Raw genomic sequence first — 16242 nt, forward strand, 5'->3', positions numbered from 1 at the left:
TGGACGAGCAGAGCGCAATCCACTATGCGCTGCCCAAATTTTAGGCACATGATTAGACGATGACTTCGCTCCCCTCTCCACCGGCTGTGACGCCGATCAAGATCGGCACGGTATCGATCGACACTCCTGTTGTGCTCGCGCCAATGACGGGCGTGACCGATTTGCCGTTCCGAAAACTGGTGCGTCGCTATGGCTCTGGCCTCAATGTAACAGAAATGATCGCTAGCCAGGCTGCGATCCGTGAAACGCGCCAGTCGATACAGAAGGCTGAGTGGGACAAGAGCGAAGATCCCGTTTCAATGCAGCTTGTTGGTTGTGATCCCGAAAGCATGGCTGAAGCGGCCAAGCTTCAGGAAGGGAATGGCGCTGCGATCATCGACATCAATTTCGGATGCCCAGTGCGCAAGGTTGTGAATGGCTATGCCGGCAGCGCGCTGATGCGCGAGGTTCCGCTCGCGATAAAGCTGATGGAAGCGACTGTGAAAGCGGTCGATGTCCCGGTCACTGTGAAAATGCGGATGGGCTGGGATCATGCCAGCCTTAACGCGCCCGAGCTTTCTCGCATTGCAGAGGATATCGGGGTCAAGATGATCACCGTTCACGGGCGAACGCGCAACCAGATGTACAAAGGCAGCGCAGATTGGTCATTCATCCGCAAGGTCAAGGATGCCGTCAACATTCCCGTGATTGTCAATGGCGACATCTGCACGATTGCAGATGCGGCAAAGGCGCTGGAACAGTCGGGTGCGGACGGTTTGATGATCGGCCGTGGGGCATATGGCAAACCTTGGTTGCTGGGGCAGGTCATGCAATGGTGGCACACCGGCGAAAGCCTGGAAAGCCCTAGCTTTGATGAGCAGTACGAGACTCTGGTCGAGCACTATAACGACATGCTTGAGCATTATGGCCGCGATGTCGGCAGCAAGATCGCGCGCAAGCATCTTGGTTGGTATACAAAGGGGATGCATGGCTCTGCCGAGTTTCGCAATCACGTGAATTTCATCGACAATCCGGATCAGGTGCTGGGCGAGATCGAACGCTTTTACACGCCGTTCCTGCATCGCCGTGCGGCGTAAGCCTCAGGCGTGGACGAAATCGGCACCATCATTGGCGAAAAGCCGGACAAGGCCGCTCAGATAGAGGGGTTGGTGTTTGCCGCGGTTCTGATCGATCCTGAGGGCCGGATTGCTGAACTGAACTATGCGGCGGAAATGTTGTTGAGCCGCAGTGAGAAGAGGCTGCTAGGCAAAACTGTCGCGTCCAAGATAGATATTCTTGACGATCGCGTTCTGGCGCATCTGAACGAGCCTGAATCGCCATTGGTTGCGCGCGATGTGGGTCTGCGCGTGAATGATCAGGAGAGCAGGGTCAATTTGACCATTTCCCCACTGGCATCTCATCCGGGCTGGCGGATCATGACCCTTTCTGACACCGGGCGTGATGATGGTTCGAACGAACGCGAGGCAGAAGTCGCAAGTTCCGGTGCTCCATCGATATTGGCGCATGAGATTCGCAATCCACTGGCCGCAATTCGCGGTGCAGCGCAGCTCGCGTCCCGCAAGCTCGAGCCGAAGGACCGAGGTCTCGCCAAGGTGATAACGGACGAAGTCGATCGCATTGCCCGCCTCATCGACCGGATGCAGCAATTGGGGGGCTCAACCCGCGAAGAGCTGGCGTCTACCAATCTCCACGAAGCTATTCGATCAGCGCTTGCCACCGTACGTGCTGCGGGAACCGAGGGAGTGGAGATCACCGAAGAGTTCGATCCTTCTTTGCCTCCGGTTTTGGCAAATCGTGACGCGTTGGAGCAAGTTGTCATGAACCTGGTCAGCAATGCCTGTGATGCATTGCGTGCGAGCGAACAGGCCAATCCTGCGGTGATTGTTCGTACACGGTTTGTAAGCGGATTTGCGTTCAGTGCTGTCCACGATGGCAAGGCGGTCAAATTACCGATTGAAATCACCGTTACCGATAACGGTCCCGGTATTGATGAGGCTCTGCGCGATCATGTTTTTGAACCCTTTGTGACGACCAAGAAATCGGGGCAGGGGCTAGGCCTCGCGTTAGTAAGAAAGCTGGTCCGCGACATGCATGGTCGCATCGCGCACGAGCGGGATACAAGGCTTGATTTGACGCATTTCCGGATGCATCTGGCGTTGGCTGGTGACGGAGAACAAACTTGAGCAGCAAGATTCTGCTGGTGGAAGATGATCGTTCCATCGCAACCGTGATCACCGCGGCATTGGAAGATGAGGGCTTTGTTCTACATCACTGCGAGAGCATTGCGGCGCGCGATCGCCTGCTGTCGGAGCACAGTTTCGATACGATGTTGACCGATGTGATGCTTGGCGACGGAGATGGCATTGCCTCGCTAGACTCCGCACGCGCGATCGACCCTGACATGCCGGTAATTGTCATATCCGCGCAGAATACTCTGGATACCGCTGTGCGCGCCAGCGAGCACGACGCCTTTGAATATTTACCCAAGCCGTTCGATCTGGACGAGCTGGTTCGCGCTGTCAGGCAGGCGGCCGGGCAGAGATCCGGGGCTGAGCCGCTGCCTGTCTCAGAGGGCGACGGAATGCCTTTGGTGGGCCGCAGCCCGGCCATGCAAGGCGTCTACCGCATGATTACGCGCGTTCTGCGCAATGATTTGACGGTGCTGGTTACTGGCGAATCCGGGACAGGTAAGGAACTGGTTGCGGAGGCGATCCACCAATTGGGTGCTCGCAAGTCTGGACCTTTCGTGGCCGTAAACACCGCCGCTATCCCTTCAGAATTGATCGAAAGCGAGCTTTTCGGTCATGAGAAGGGCGCATTCACCGGGGCCGTGGCACAAACCATCGGCAAGTTCGAACAGGCCAATGGTGGAACATTGTTTCTGGACGAGATCGGCGACATGCCGGCAGAGGCCCAGACGCGGCTTCTGCGCGCGCTGCAGTCAGGCCGCATACGCAGGGTAGGTGGGCGTCAAGAAATTGCCGTGGATGTGCGCATCATTGCTGCGACCAATCGCGACCTGGCCCCCATGATTGCAGAAGGTCGTTTTCGTGAAGACCTCTTCTACCGGTTGAACGTCGTGCCGATTGAGCTCCCACCTTTGCGCGAACGACGTGAAGATATCGAAGTGCTGACGCAGCATTTCTTTGGTCAGGCGGCCGAAGATGGTTTGCCGCGGCGTCAGATTTCAAGAGAAGCGCTTGATATTTTGGCATTGCGGCGCTGGCGCGGGAACGTGCGCGAATTGCGCAATGTTGTGTATCGCCTGGCGCTTTTGGCGCGTGAAGACGTGGTCGACATTGATGGACTAAACGAGATATTGGGCCCGGAGGGTGAGGGAGCACCAGAACAGCGCAAGCGCGATTTCGAAGGTGCGTTGCAATTGTGGCTGGCGGACAACCATCCAGCGCCCGGAGCATTGTATTACAGCGCATTGGCCGCCTTCGAAAAGCCCTTGATGGAATATGCGCTCGCGCAGACTGGGGGCAATCAACTGCGAGCGTCGAAGCTGCTTGGCATTAATCGCAACACTCTGCGAAAGCGGTTATCAGAACTGGCGATTAACGCTGATCGCTTTACCAGACCGCTTTAACGCAAATACCACACTTAATGCTTGCATAATTGCAACAACCTAGTTGTATCGTTGCAACTATGGATGCGCAGGCAGGTTCACAATCGCGGCGGTCGCCGCGCTGGTGGCGGCAGTTTACTGTCGCGACCAAGCGCTCGAACCTGATTGTATGGTTAGAGATCGGTTGCGGTCTAACCCTGTTTGTGGCGCTGTGGGGAACCTGGTTCGCCTATACGCGCGATCCCGTTGACGGCGAATTGCTCCCTTCGGCGCAAGTGTCGTTCCTGCTTGTGGCTTCATTGATCCCTGCCATTGCGCTGATTGTTCTAATGGGTCGACGACTTGCCTTGCGGCGAGCGGCAGGCAGCACAGCGCGTTTGCACGTCCGCCTGGTGTTTCTGTTCTCCCTGATCGCTGCTGTGCCAACGATCTTGGTTGCTGGCTTCGCGGCCTTTTTGTTTCAATCCGGGGTCGATTTCTGGTTCTCTGACGAGCCACGCAATTTGATGGAAAACGCCAATGAGTTGGCGCAGGGATATTACGATCAGAACCAAAGGCAGGTCGCCGCAGAAACAGTCACCATGGCTGGCGATGTGCGTTTCTATTTGCAGCAGGGATCTGTCGCTGATGAAGAGTTCATCGATTTCTATACATTGCAGATAACCGGTCGCGAGCTGACCGAAAGTGCGATTTATCAATTGGTGGACGATGGTTCCATTCGCACCGCCGCAATGCTGAACTTGTCCCAAGATAACGACACCAGCGATGTGATAAACGCTGCGCTTCCCACTATCGAACAGGGCGAACTGGTTTGGGTTGGTGGCAGCCCGGAACGCATTGAAGCCTTTGCTCCGATCGATAGAGCTGCAGGCATATATCTCTACAATGCCCGCAGCGCGGAAGAGGTTTCATTCGGGTATTGGGAAAACGCACAAAGCGTCGCCAGTAGTTTTGAAGCGCTGACCGCAGAAGCCAGAACCCTGCAGCTGCGCTTCAATCTGGCTTTGTTCATTGCCAGCCTGGCCTTGGTCAGTCTGGCTGTATGGTTCGCGCTGCGCTTTGCTGACCGACAAGTTGAGCCACTGACGGATCTGGTTGTGGCCGCGCGCAAGGTAGGTGCGGGCAATTTCGCACTGCGGGTCGATGGTCGCACAGGTGCAGATGAAATCGGTATGCTCAACCGCGCCTTTAACCGTATGACGCAGCAATTGGACAAGCAAACCACCGCGCTGGTTGAAGCGAACACCCAGCTTGATGAACGCCGCGCCTTTATGGAGGCGGTCCTAGATTCTGTTACTGCGGGTGTTGTTTCGATAGACGCCAAGGGCGAAGTACTGCTTATGAACGGCTCTGCTCAGACATTGCTGTTTCAGGATGCAGCAAAAGCAGCGCCAGTGGGAACCAAGCTAGAGGCACTGCTTCCGCAGATTGGCTCGTTGATCAAAGCGGGCCTTTCAAGCGGTGTTGTGACACATTCCAAGGGCAGCGAACTGCTCACGCTCGCGGTAAAAGTTGCGCGGGAGAATGATGGCCACGTTATCACTTTCGAAGACATCACCCGGCAGCTGCTCGATCAACGCCAGGCGGCGTGGTCTGATGTGGCGCGCCGCATCGCGCATGAGATCAAGAATCCACTGACGCCGATCCAACTCGCGACTGAACGCCTCAAACGCCGGTATCGCAGGCAGATTGAAAGCGACGGCGATCTATTTGACGAGCTAACCAACACCATCGTGCGGCAGGTCGGTGACCTGCGCAAAATGGTTGATGAATTCAGTTCGTTCGCGCGTTTGCCCAAGCCTACTTTCCGGCACGAAGACGGGCTTGATCTGCTTCGCCAGGCCCTCTTCTTACAGGAAGTTGCGCACCCCGAAGTCGACTTTGCTCTTTCGGTTGATGATCTTGAGACGCCAAATCTCAATTGCGACCGCCACCAGTTCGGTCAGGCCATGACCAATGTGCTCAAAAATGCGGTTGAGGCGGTCGGCGCTAGGGCTGTCAATGAAGAACCTGATTTTCGCGGCAAGATATCAGTCGAAATGTCGGATGATCTCGGTCATGTTACGATCGCTGTAGAGGACAATGGTGTAGGCCTTCCGCAAGAGCGGGACCGGATTACCGAACCCTATATGACGACCCGTGAGAAGGGGACCGGTCTGGGTCTCGCGATCGTCAACAAAATCGTTGACGAGCACGGCGGAGAGATGAATTTTTCCAGCGGAAAGCAAGGTGGCACGCGCGTGGTCCTGCGCTTTGCACGCGACCCGATGGATAGCGGGGCGGGGCAGCACAGTGATAACATCTGAAGAGGGAAATTGCCGGAATGGCGCTTGAAATCCTAGTAGTCGATGACGAACGAGATATCCGGGATCTGGTCTCGGGCGTATTGTGCGACGAAGGCTATGAATGCCGCACGGCCGGCGATAGCGCCAGCGCGCTAGCGGCGGTTGATGAACGTCGTCCAAGCCTGGTCCTTTTGGATGTTTGGCTGCATGGCAGTGAGATGGATGGGCTTGAAGTGCTCGATGCGATCAAGGTTCGCGAACCGGAGCTGCCGGTCATCATCTTCTCTGGCCACGGGAATATCGATACCGCTGTCTCTGCTGTAAGCCGCGGTGCGATGGACTTCATCGAGAAGCCATTCGAGGCAGAGCGCCTGCTGCTTCTTGTCGAACGTGCGACAGAGACAGAGCGGCTTCGGCGCGAGAACACGCAACTGCGCGAAGGCTTCTCTCGCGGTGAAGAGTTCACAGGTAACTCTTCAGCTATCAACGCTGTTCGTGCGACTCTAAAGCGCGTCGCCAACACTGGCAGTCGAGTTATGATTTCAGGCCCAGCAGGTGCCGGCAAAGAGGTTGCCGCCCGGCTTCTTCATACCTGGAGCGGGCGCGCCGAGCATGCGTTTGTGATCGTCAACTCTGCGAGGATTACGCCCGAACGTTTTGAACAAGAGTTATTCGGCGAGGAAAATGACGGCAAACTGGTCCGTCCCGGCCTGCTGGAGCTGGCCGATGGCGGAACGCTCTACCTTGACGAAGTGGCCGATATGCCTCTTTCGACTCAGGCACGTATCCTCCGCGTATTGACTGACCAAAGTTTTGTACGGGTCGGCGGCAATCGCCAGATCGGTGTGGACGTGCGTGTTGTATCCTCGACTTCGCGCGATTTGGCCGGAGAAATGGAAGAGAAACGTTTTCGGGAAGACCTGTTCTACCGGCTAAATGTTGTTCCAGTGGAAATACCGTCCTTGGCCGAGCGCCGCGACGATATTCCCGCGCTGACTGAACATTTCTTCACGCGTTATGCCAACGATCAAGGTCTCCGCCCGCCAGAGATCGGAGACAAGGCTCTGGCTGCCTTGCAAGCCTATGACTGGCCCGGCAACGTGCGCGAGTTGCGCAATCTGGTCGAAAGAACGATCATCATGACGCCGCGCGAGGAATTGAAGGTTGTGGAGCCTGAAATGCTTCCACCCGAAATCACAGGCGGAGCGGGTTCGACCGACACCGACATTCCATCGATGGGCGGCGTAATGGGTGTTCCGCTGCGAGAGGCACGTGAGCGCTTTGAGCGCGAGTATCTGTCCGTCCAGATCAGGCGCTTTTCCGGCAATATCTCCAAGACAGCGACCTTTATCGGCATGGAACGATCAGCTTTGCACCGCAAACTCAAGCTGTTGGGGATGACCGGCAAGAAAGCGAAGGACGAGCATGATTAGGCTCTGATTTCCTATTCATTCTAAAAACATCGTTGCAGCTTGGCGGCTATCACGTCATGGTATGGATATGCCGGCAATTTAACGAATACCGGTCAGAACAAAACAATATCGCGGACCATAAAGGTGGCCGCCAACATACTCATAGGAGACACAACGATGTCTGATGGGCGAACCCTCTCTGCCCGCCCTAGTTCCGCTCCAGCTGCTCCGCAGTCTAGTGGCAAGCAAGCGAAGCTTCAGGACGCTTTCCTCAATCTCATGCGCCGCAACAAGACGCCTGTGACCATCTTTCTGGTCAAGGGCGTGAAACTGCAGGGTATTGTCACCTGGTTCGATAATTTCTCGCTGTTGCTGCGGCGCGATGGCCAATCTCAACTGGTCTACAAGCATGCGATCAGCACGATCATGCCCGGCCAACCAATTGAGGCCGAGCAGTTCACAAGCCAGCTGGACAACGGAAAACAGCGCCTTTTGCAGGACGTGTTCCTCTCTTGCGTCAGCGAGAGCGAAGTTGAAGTCACGATGTTCTTGGTGAATGGCGTAATGCTGCAGGGACAGATTGCATCCTACGATCTTTTCTGTGTTCTGCTTGAGCGCGATGGCTTTGTGCAACTTGCGTACAAACACGCTGTGTCAACGATCCAACCCGCGAGTCATGTTGACTTGAGCGGTGATTGGGAAGGCGAGGAAGACTGAGTTTCGACGAAAATTTGCTCGATGAAGTAACGCGCGGCGCGCGAGCGCTGGTTTTGTGCCCGGATATCCGGGGGCAGGCTTATGTCATCGACAATGCCGAGCGGCTCGAAGAAGCATGCGGATTGGCTTTGGCCATTGGCGTGGTAATCGCCGATGCGCGCATTGTTCCGGTTCGCACGGTTCGGCCCAACACTCTGTTCGGTTCAGGTCAGGTAGAGCAGATCAGGACCGATTGCGAATTGCATGAAGCCGAATTGGTGATTGCAGATGGTGCGCTATCACCTATCCAGCAACGCAATCTTGAAGAGAAGCTAAAGCGCAAGGTCATTGACCGTACCGGCTTGATCCTCGAGATATTCGGAGAGCGCGCCGCGACTGCAGAGGGGCGCTTGCAAGTCGAACTGGCTCATCTGGATTATCAACAAAGCCGGCTTGTCCGCAGCTGGACGCACTTGGAGCGTCAGCGCGGCGGTTTTGGCTTCCTCGGTGGCCCGGGTGAAACACAGATCGAAGCCGATCGCCGAATGATCCGCCAGCGCATGGCGCGCTTGCGCAGAGAACTTGAACAGGTTCGCAAGACCCGCGCGCTCCACCGTGAGCGACGGGGTAGAGCGCCATGGCCGGTTATCGCGCTGGTTGGTTATACAAATGCCGGGAAATCGACGCTGTTCAACCGCCTGACCGGTGCTGAAGTGATGGCAGAAGACCTGCTGTTTGCGACTTTGGACCCCACCATGCGCGCAATTGCGCTGCCAGGCGTCGAGAAAGCCATTCTGTCCGATACGGTCGGATTCATCTCGGATCTGCCTACGCAATTGGTGGCGGCATTTCGAGCGACTTTGGAAGAAGTAACTGGCGCGGACATCATCCTGCATGTCCGGGACATGTCGAACCCGTCCAACGAAGCGCAAAAGAAGCAAGTACTATCCGTTTTGGCGGATCTTGGCGTAGTAGAAGGCGAGGGCTATGTGTCCAACATCCCGATCCTGGAGGCCTGGAACAAGGTCGATCTGGTAGAGCCCGAACGCGCCGAGGAGCTACGCATAATGGCAGAAACTCAGGACAATGCGCTCGTTCTTTCTGCGCTTACTGGCGAGGATGTCGATGCTTTGCTCGAAAAGGTCAGCGTAATGCTGACGCGAGAAGCGCGCGTTCTGAGTGTTGAACTGCCCGCCAGCGACGGAAAACGCATTGCATGGCTGCACGCGCATGGAGAGATTTTGACAGACGAGGAAGCCGGGGAAGGGGAGCAAGGGCCGCTACGCAGGCTCAGCGTCAGGTTGAATCCCAAGCAACTCGGCCAATTTGAACAGTTATGAGCGTTTCTCAGCCGCCTTGACTCTTTGCCAAAGCGCTTCTTGTTCATCGAGGTTCAAATCCGCGAATTTCCCTTCGCCGAGTGTTTCCATGTCCCGAAAGCGGCGTTCGAATTTTGTATTTGCGGCGCGCAATGCCTCCTCAGCATCAATGCCGTGGGCACGAACCAGGTTTACCGCCGCAAAAAGGAAATCTCCTGCTTCTTCGGTCTTTTCTCTATCTGAATTAGCTGTTTTAAGTTCCTCTATTTCTTCATGAAGTTTAGCGGTCGGGCCTGCGGTGTCTGGCCAGTCAAAACCGGTTCTGGCGGCGCGTTTTTGTAGTTTCTGGGCGCGCATTAACGCCGGAAGCGCTTTCGCGACGCCGTCCAGTGCACTGGTCGCACCTTTGGTATCGCGTTCCGCTGCCTTGATCGTTTCCCAGCGGGCTTCACCCATGGTGCCGGTTTCATCTCCGAAGATGTGGGGATGACGTGCCTCCATCTTGTCAGAGATTGATTGGGCTACGCCGCCGAAGTCGAAGTATCCGGCTTCTTCGGCCATGCGGGCGTGAAACACGACTTGGAACAAGAGATCGCCGAGTTCATCTTGTAGATCCGCGTGATCGCTGCGTTCGATGGCATCCGCCACTTCGTATGCTTCTTCGATTGTGTATGGTGCGATGGTTGAAAATGTTTGCGCGAGATCCCATTCACATCCGGTTTGCGGATCACGGAGTTTCGCCATGATGCCGAGCAAACGTTCCATTTGATCTGTTTCCGGAATTTTCTGTTGTTTTGACATTGGGGCGGTTCTGGTCTGCCTTCTATATGAGAATGATAATATATATTATGTTAAATACTATAGTCTAATGCTCATACAGGCATCCCTACTGACGAAACTCGATAATGCTGAAGAACAACGCCACCGCGCAGAAAATAGCACCCCAAATCAACGCCATACGCAACGCCTTCGACCAACTAAGCCTAAAGGACGCCAGAGCGCTGCCGGCCAGGATAAGAAAACCCACCAAACTGATGATTTGGACAATCTGAATCTCGCTCATGCAGTTATCTCCAAACCGTCATATCCAACAATAACATGATCAGGCGTCTCGGCCTCTAATGTGGCGTAATCCATCGTCTTGTCCAAATGGCTCAAAACCAGCTTGCCCACGTTTGCACGTTCGGCCAACTCCATAGCCAGCGCCAGATTGGCATGCGTCGGATGTGGTTCCCGTTTCAAACAGTCGCTTACGAGAATATCCACGCCTTCATACAGTTCGATCATGTCGTCAGTTATCTCTGAATAATCAGTCGAATAAGCGATACTTTTGCCATCGGCATCGAAACGATAACCGGTCGTTTCACCGGGACCATGCGGCATCTGACACCATTCCACACCAAATCCGGCATGCATTCTCAGCCTATCAAGCGTCTCTAGCGTCGCGATGGTCGGATAACCATGTTGACCAGCAAAAATGTATCCGAAACGCTGGCGGAGCCGATAAGCAGTATCTTTGGAAGCAAAGCCTGGAATCGGACCTCCACGGTCGTATCTCAGCACGCGCAGATCGTCGATCCCATGGCAATGATCCGCGTGATCATGCGTCCAGAAAACGCCATCCAACCGGTCAATATTGTTGTCGAGCAACTGCTGGCGAAGATCCGTCGACGTATCGACTAATATACGCTTGCCCTCATTACTCTCGATCGCAATCGACACCCTCGAGCGCCGGTTTCTGGGTTCGTTGGGGTCGCAATCTCCCCAGTCATTTCCGACCCGTGGTACACCGGTCGACGTGCCCGAACCGAGGACTATCAGCTTCAAAACACAGCCTTGCTGAACAATATTTTGAAGTTTTCTGTCGTATAATCAGATAGTTCACTGACATCATCACCGCGCAGGCCAGCCACGAATTGCGCAGTATTGGCGACGTATGCAGGCTCGCATGGTTTCCCGCGATGCGGAACCGGTGCCAGAAACGGACTGTCGGTTTCCACCAGCAAACGATTTCGGGGAATTTCTCTCGCGATTTCCTGCAGTTCATTGGCGTTCTTGAAGGTCACAATCCCTGACAAAGAGATAGTGAGGCCCAGCTCCAGCACGCGGTTCCCGAAAGCTTGCGATGCTGTGAAGCAATGGATGAGGGCAGGGAATGCCCCCTTCCCCAGCTCGTCTTCAAGAATTTCTAATGTGTCATCCTCGGCATCGCGCGTGTGGATGATCAGCGGAAGGCCAGTTTCGCGCGATACACCGATATGCATTCGGAACAGGTCCCGCTGCGTTTCGCGGTCCGAATGGTCGTAATAGTAATCGAGCCCGGTCTCGCCAATGGCAATTACGCGTGGGTTTTCGGTGGCTTCGAGCAGGACGTCACGGCCCAAATCGGCATGCTGGTCAGCTTCGTGTGGGTGAATGCCCACGCTGGCCCAGACGTCCGGTTCACGTGTCGCTGTGGCTACAACCTGATCCCATTCGCTGCGACGGGTCGAAATGTTGAGGAACTGCCCTACCCCGGCTTCGCGGGCACGCGTGAGGACGCCTGCCTGATCCTCGACCAACCCTTTGTATTCCAGATGGCAATGGCTATCGACCAGCATCAGGCGGCGCTTTCTTCCTCGCGAAGTTCAAGGCGTGGGAACAGTGGTTTGGGCGCTTCAATCTGGAAACCACTTTCGGCAAGAGCCGAATACCAATGGTCGCGAATGCCGTCATAAGATCGGTTTTCAGTAGGAATCCCCATAGTATCGAGCAATGTGGCGCTGCTGCCCGGGATCACAGGCTCTATGGCGACCGCCAGCTGCGCGATACAGATGTAAAGCGTTGCAAGAACGGTCTCCATCCGTTCAGGGTCTGTCTTTCGCAGTGCCCAGGGGGCCTCGGCGTCGATGTAGCCATTGCAGGCGAACGCCGCCCTTAGCCACACCTCAACGCCCTGTTGAAAGGCAAGGCTGCTGAATGCGTCGGGTATTTCAGACGAGATAGCTCGATCGACAGTTTCGAAAAGTTCGGCATCTGATTCGGTATGACCATGAATAGCGGGCAGATATCCATCGAGGTTCTTGGCAATGAAGCCGAGTGTACGTTGTGCAAGATTTCCGAAAGCATTCCCCAACTCGCCATTGGCCCGCTGCACAATTGCCTCGGCAGAATAGCTGCCATCCTGCCCGAATGCGATTTCGCGCATGAAGAAATAGCGCAATTGATCGACGCCATATGTATCGGCAAGTTCCATTGGGTCGACGACATTGCCCGCGCTCTTGCTCATTTTCTCGCCGCCGCGAGCCAGCAGGAAGCCATGCCCGAAGACCTGCTTTGGCAAGGGCAGGTTCGCGCTCATCAGGAATGCTGGCCAATAGACCGTGTGGAAACGGACAATATCCTTGCCGATCATGTGGATGTTCGCCGGCCAATAGCGCTGGAACATCTCGCCGTTCGCATCGGGAAAGCCAACGCCCGTCATATAGGTCGTCAGGGCATCTACCCAGACATACATGACGTGGCCTTCGCTGCCTGGCACAGGCACCCCCCAGTCAAAACTGGTACGTGACACGCTCAGATCCTTGAGGCCGCCCTCAACAAACCGCATCACTTCATTTCTGCGGCTCTCCGGGCGGATGAAATCGGGATTGTCGCGATAGAGAGCGAGGAGCTTGTCCTGATAGTTCGAGAGGCGGAAGAACCAGGTTTCCTCTGCGGTCCATTCAACGGGCGTTCCTTGCGGAGAGAGCTTTTCATCGCCCTCCCCATCGACCAGCTCGCTCTCGTCATAAAAAGCCTCGTCGCGCACCGAATACCAGCCTTCGTAGCGATCGAGATAAAGGTCACCATTGGCCTCCATCCGCTTCCACAATTCTATGCTGGCCGCGTGGTGGCGCTGCTCGGTCGTACGGACGAATTCGTCGTAAGAGAGGTTGAGCTTGTCCGCCATGTCGCGGAAGTGGCCCGACATCTCGTCTGCCAGATCGATCGTTTTGCGGCCCAAATTGCGCGCAGTCTGATCCATCTTGAGGCCGTGCTCGTCCGTTCCGGTAACAAATCGCACGTCGCGGCCCATCAAGCGTTGGAAACGCGCCATAACGTCTGTCGCGATACCCTCGTAAGCATGCCCGATATGCGGACGGCCGTTTGGATAGTTGATCGCAGTGGTGATGTAGAATGGTTCAGCCATGGATCGGCTCGCTAGCGCCCCCCGCGTTGGCAAGCAAGCTGGCTATTTCACCGACCAGCAAGCCAATGTCGAAATTGTAGGTTGGTGCCTTGGCTGCCAGATCGACCAAGGCGGCATGCGCATCAATGATTCCAAGGCGTTTGTCAGCCGGTGCATCTGCTATCGACTGCGCCAGAGTTGTCCGGGCCAGATCAAGGATCGACTGAATGCGTTCGCGGCTTGGCCGCGCACCAATCTCCGAGATCAGTTGGGCGCGCAATGCCAAAGTGGGGTCCCCTTGCGCCGCTAATTGCTGCATTACTTTTGCGATCGGCTCCAGCTTCATTTCCATGAACTTCCGGGCCGCGCCCAGTGAACCGCCAGCCAATGCTATCGCTGCATTTGACCCTGCGCCCAGGTGCCGGGCAATGGTTTCATCATCCATATCCGGAAAGCGCAGGATACGGCAGCGCGAACGGATCGTGGGTAGCAGGCCTGAGGCGCGATGGGTGACGAGCAAGAAAAACGTGCCTTGCGGCGGCTCCTCAAGGCTTTTGAGGAGCGCGTTTGAGGCTGGCCGCTCCATATCATCCGCCGGATTGATGATGATCACGCGGCGCGATCCGACACTTGGCCGCGTGTTCAAACGCTGCTGCATGGCGCGGATCTGCCCTATCCTTATCGACCTTGCCCGCTCGTAATCCTTACCCTCTGCCGCCGCCCGCGCAGCCTTGTCGTCCTTTGGACCATAAGTGAGCATATGAATATCGGGGTGCTCACCGATCGGTTGAGGAACGGCTTCCTCCGACACAAGCTCGCGTGCTGCCTGTAGCGCGAAGTCATGCTTACCCAGCCCGGCCTTGCCCGCCAGGATCCAGCCATGATGCATTCGCGCGCCTGCAGCAGCTTCGCGCCATTCACGCCGTGCGGCAGTGTGGTTGGGCCAATCCATGCGGTTCAGCTTTCCGGCAGCAACGAAATTGCAGACATGATGCGCGCGTGCACCTCTTCTGGAGTGCCACCTGCGTCGATCACTGCGAAACCCTTAGGGTCCTCGCTTGCGTAGCGGCGAAAAGCCTCAGCCACGGCGCGGTGATAGGTGATATCACGGCCACCGATGGCATCTGAGTTGTCACCATCCCGCTGTGCAAGACGTGCGGCGACATGATCTTCTTTGGCTTCCAGCAGGATTGTGAGATCAGGCCGCAGCCCGCCGCTGCCAATCGCGTGAAGTGCAACCACAGCTTTATCGCCCAGCTGGCCGGCGCCGCCTTGATAGGCGCGACTTGAATCAACAAAACGGTCGGAGATAACCCAGTCACCGCGATCCAATGCTGGAACAATCCGCCGCGCGACATGATCTGCGCGGGCAGCGGCGAACAGCAGCGCTTCTGCTTCGGCACCCCACCCCTCACCCGGAGGATCAAGCAGCAGGTTGCGGATAGCTTCCGCTCCGGGTGTACCCCCGGGTTCACGCGTCAAATCGGCATGGATACCGCGTTCGGCCAGCGCACTGACCAGCATGCGCGCTTGCGTGGATTTTCCAGCCCCCTCGCCACCTTCCAATGCAATGAATTTCCCGCGTGTCATGTAAACCAACCGATAACGCCATTGATCATTCGAGCAAGGGGGCCGGCCGGACCAATCGCTTCGGACGCATAGAGTGGAACGCGTGATGGCTCCGCCCCGTCTATCGAAATTTCAAACTCGGCTATTTGTTCTCCGGCCGCGATGGGTGCGCGAACCGGTCCGTCATAAATGATCCGCGCTGTGATGTCGGGACTTTCTGTTCCTTGCGGCAAGGCGGCTGCAATCGCTCTTGGGCTGACGAGCGCCACCGATCTCTTGGAGCCGCCTTGCACCCGAATGACTCCGACAGTCTCGCCGGCAGCAAACAGGCGGCGGCTTTCAAATGCAGAGAACCCCCATTCGATAAGGCCCCGCGCTGCGCGTGCCCTCTCTGAGTTCGTAACGGCACCCGCTACAACCACCATCAGTCGCCTGCCTTCTCGTTCGGCAGAACCGAGAACTCCGAAGCCAGCTTCATTGGTGAAGCCTGTTTTAATCCCGTCACCGCCAGCCACTCGGCCAGTCAGTGGCTCGTGATTGGACTGTGTGATGCCGCGATATGTCAGCGAGCGATGCCCGAAGAAAGCGCGATACTGATCCGGGTGATCGGTAACCAAGGCCGTGCCAAGTGTGATCAGATCGCGCGCCGTTGTGAATGTTCGGCCTTCGTCAGGCCATCCATTGGGCGTTCCAAAACGGCTGTTGCGCATGCCAAGCCGCTGCGCAGTCGCATTCATTTGCTCGAGCCAACCCTGGACAGAGCCCGCCGCGCCTTCTGCCAACACAATCGAGGCGTCATTGGCGGATACTGTGGTAATCCCGAGCAAAAGGTCAGAGACGCGGGTGTCCTCGCCAGCATTGAGGAACATGGTAGAGCCTTCGCCGCCCCGCTGTCCAAAGGACGAACGGGTAAATGGAAACGACTGATCCAATTGAAGCTTGCCAGCTTCGAGTAGTTCGAAAGCCTGATAAGCGGTCATCACCTTTGTGATTGAAGCCGGAACAAACCTGCGATCCGGATTGCGTTGGAACAGGATTTGTCCACTGGACAAATCAACCAGCAAGATGATCGGCACGTCTTCCACATTGGTTGGAGGAGCCGGACTAGCCGCGGATACAACCGGATTGCACAGCACAAGCAGAGCTGCCGCTAAACCGATCTTTGTTTTGCTAAGGATGCGCAACGCCAACTCCATGACCTTGCGTCGGTCTATAGCGATGGTCAGCAGCACACGCGAGC

Annotated in this window: 15 protein-coding genes; 7 read left to right on the forward strand and 8 right to left on the reverse strand. The window is 56.1% G+C overall.

Translation table 11 applies throughout. From position 1 onward, the window contains the following. The first annotated feature begins 59 nt into the window (after positions 1-59). The 7 genes from dusB (at position 60) to hflX (ending at position 9304) form a co-directional block, all read left to right on the forward strand. Complete coding sequence (dusB, locus tag QQX03_RS07705) at positions 60-1076, forward strand: tRNA dihydrouridine synthase DusB (RefSeq protein ID WP_285975175.1); 1017 nt, start codon at positions 60-62, stop codon at positions 1074-1076. 9 nt (positions 1077-1085) lie between these two features. After that, positions 1086-2183, forward strand: coding sequence for a two-component system sensor histidine kinase NtrB (locus tag QQX03_RS07710; protein ID WP_285975176.1), 1098 nt, complete (start codon positions 1086-1088; stop codon positions 2181-2183). Continuing rightward, a complete protein-coding gene (locus tag QQX03_RS07715; protein ID WP_285975177.1) occupies positions 2180-3592 on the forward strand; it encodes a sigma 54-interacting transcriptional regulator in 1413 nt (470 codons plus the stop codon). Before QQX03_RS07710 ends, QQX03_RS07715 begins: the two co-directional genes overlap by 4 nt. A gap of 59 nt (positions 3593-3651) precedes the next feature. Beyond that, entirely contained in the window at positions 3652-5877 is a 2226-nt protein-coding gene (locus tag QQX03_RS07720) for a sensor histidine kinase (protein WP_285975178.1), read from the forward strand. Between the two features lie 17 nt (positions 5878-5894). Continuing rightward, complete coding sequence (ntrX, locus tag QQX03_RS07725; RefSeq protein ID WP_285975179.1) at positions 5895-7289, forward strand: nitrogen assimilation response regulator NtrX; 1395 nt, start codon at positions 5895-5897, stop codon at positions 7287-7289. Positions 7290-7445: 156 nt separating this feature from the next. Continuing rightward, entirely contained in the window at positions 7446-7985 is a 540-nt protein-coding gene (hfq, locus tag QQX03_RS07730; RefSeq protein ID WP_285975180.1) for an RNA chaperone Hfq, read from the forward strand. 14 nt (positions 7986-7999) lie between these two features. Further along, a complete protein-coding gene (hflX, locus tag QQX03_RS07735) occupies positions 8000-9304 on the forward strand; it encodes a GTPase HflX (protein WP_285975181.1) in 1305 nt (434 codons plus the stop codon). On the opposite strand, the gene mazG is transcribed toward hflX, so the two are convergent. From mazG to QQX03_RS07775, 8 genes are all read right to left on the reverse strand, one after another. Next, positions 9299-10048, reverse strand: coding sequence for a nucleoside triphosphate pyrophosphohydrolase (gene mazG, locus QQX03_RS07740; RefSeq protein ID WP_285975182.1), 750 nt, complete (start codon positions 10046-10048; stop codon positions 9299-9301). The two genes, hflX and mazG, sit on opposite strands and share 6 nt — an antisense overlap. A gap of 121 nt (positions 10049-10169) precedes the next feature. After that, positions 10170-10346, reverse strand: a complete 177-nt coding sequence (locus QQX03_RS07745) for a hypothetical protein (protein WP_285975183.1) — start codon at positions 10344-10346, stop codon at positions 10170-10172. Further along, the gene (locus QQX03_RS07750; protein ID WP_285975184.1) at positions 10343-11110 is read right to left on the reverse strand and encodes an MBL fold metallo-hydrolase; all 768 of its coding nucleotides are present in this window, start codon (positions 11108-11110) and stop codon (positions 10343-10345) included. Before QQX03_RS07750 ends, QQX03_RS07745 begins: the two co-directional genes overlap by 4 nt. Next, on the reverse strand, positions 11107-11883 hold the full coding sequence (locus QQX03_RS07755; protein WP_285975185.1) for a TatD family hydrolase: 777 nt from the start codon (positions 11881-11883) through the stop codon (positions 11107-11109). Before QQX03_RS07755 ends, QQX03_RS07750 begins: the two co-directional genes overlap by 4 nt. Next, a complete protein-coding gene (gene metG / locus QQX03_RS07760; protein ID WP_285975186.1) occupies positions 11883-13454 on the reverse strand; it encodes a methionine--tRNA ligase in 1572 nt (523 codons plus the stop codon). The genes QQX03_RS07755 and metG overlap by 1 nt, the downstream gene beginning before the upstream one ends. Further along, positions 13447-14385, reverse strand: coding sequence for a DNA polymerase III delta subunit-related protein (locus QQX03_RS07765; RefSeq protein WP_285975187.1), 939 nt, complete (start codon positions 14383-14385; stop codon positions 13447-13449). The genes metG and QQX03_RS07765 overlap by 8 nt, the downstream gene beginning before the upstream one ends. A gap of 5 nt (positions 14386-14390) precedes the next feature. Beyond that, positions 14391-15023 carry a dTMP kinase gene (gene tmk, locus QQX03_RS07770; RefSeq protein ID WP_285975188.1) on the reverse strand — a complete coding sequence of 211 codons (633 nt, stop codon included), beginning with the start codon at positions 15021-15023 and terminating at the stop codon, positions 14391-14393. After that, the gene (locus QQX03_RS07775) at positions 15020-16234 is read right to left on the reverse strand and encodes a D-alanyl-D-alanine carboxypeptidase family protein (RefSeq protein WP_285975189.1); all 1215 of its coding nucleotides are present in this window, start codon (positions 16232-16234) and stop codon (positions 15020-15022) included. The genes tmk and QQX03_RS07775 overlap by 4 nt, the downstream gene beginning before the upstream one ends. Positions 16235-16242: the final 8 nt, after the last annotated feature.

It is taken from the genome of Altererythrobacter rubellus, from assembly GCF_030284385.1.
Lineage (GTDB): Bacteria > Pseudomonadota > Alphaproteobacteria > Sphingomonadales > Sphingomonadaceae > Erythrobacter > Erythrobacter rubellus.

Bases quoted from the DNA above. Each gene is read 5' to 3' on its own strand.
- hfq (WP_285975180.1), top strand. From the start codon at position 7,446: ATGTCTGATGGGCGAACCCTCTCTGCCCGCCCTAGTTCCGCTCCAGCT.
- ntrX (WP_285975179.1), top strand. From the start codon at position 5,895: ATGGCGCTTGAAATCCTAGTAGTCGATGACGAACGAGATATCCGGGAT.
- mazG (WP_285975182.1), bottom strand. From the start codon at position 10,048: ATGGAACGTTTGCTCGGCATCATGGCGAAACTCCGTGATCCGCAAACC.
- QQX03_RS07755 (WP_285975185.1), bottom strand. From the start codon at position 11,883: ATGCTGGTCGATAGCCATTGCCATCTGGAATACAAAGGGTTGGTCGAG.
- QQX03_RS07745 (WP_285975183.1), bottom strand. From the start codon at position 10,346: ATGAGCGAGATTCAGATTGTCCAAATCATCAGTTTGGTGGGTTTTCTT.
- tmk (WP_285975188.1), bottom strand. From the start codon at position 15,023: ATGACACGCGGGAAATTCATTGCATTGGAAGGTGGCGAGGGGGCTGGA.
- metG (WP_285975186.1), bottom strand. From the start codon at position 13,454: ATGGCTGAACCATTCTACATCACCACTGCGATCAACTATCCAAACGGC.
- QQX03_RS07765 (WP_285975187.1), bottom strand. From the start codon at position 14,385: ATGGATTGGCCCAACCACACTGCCGCACGGCGTGAATGGCGCGAAGCT.
- QQX03_RS07720 (WP_285975178.1), top strand. From the start codon at position 3,652: ATGGATGCGCAGGCAGGTTCACAATCGCGGCGGTCGCCGCGCTGGTGG.
- dusB (WP_285975175.1), top strand. From the start codon at position 60: ATGACTTCGCTCCCCTCTCCACCGGCTGTGACGCCGATCAAGATCGGC.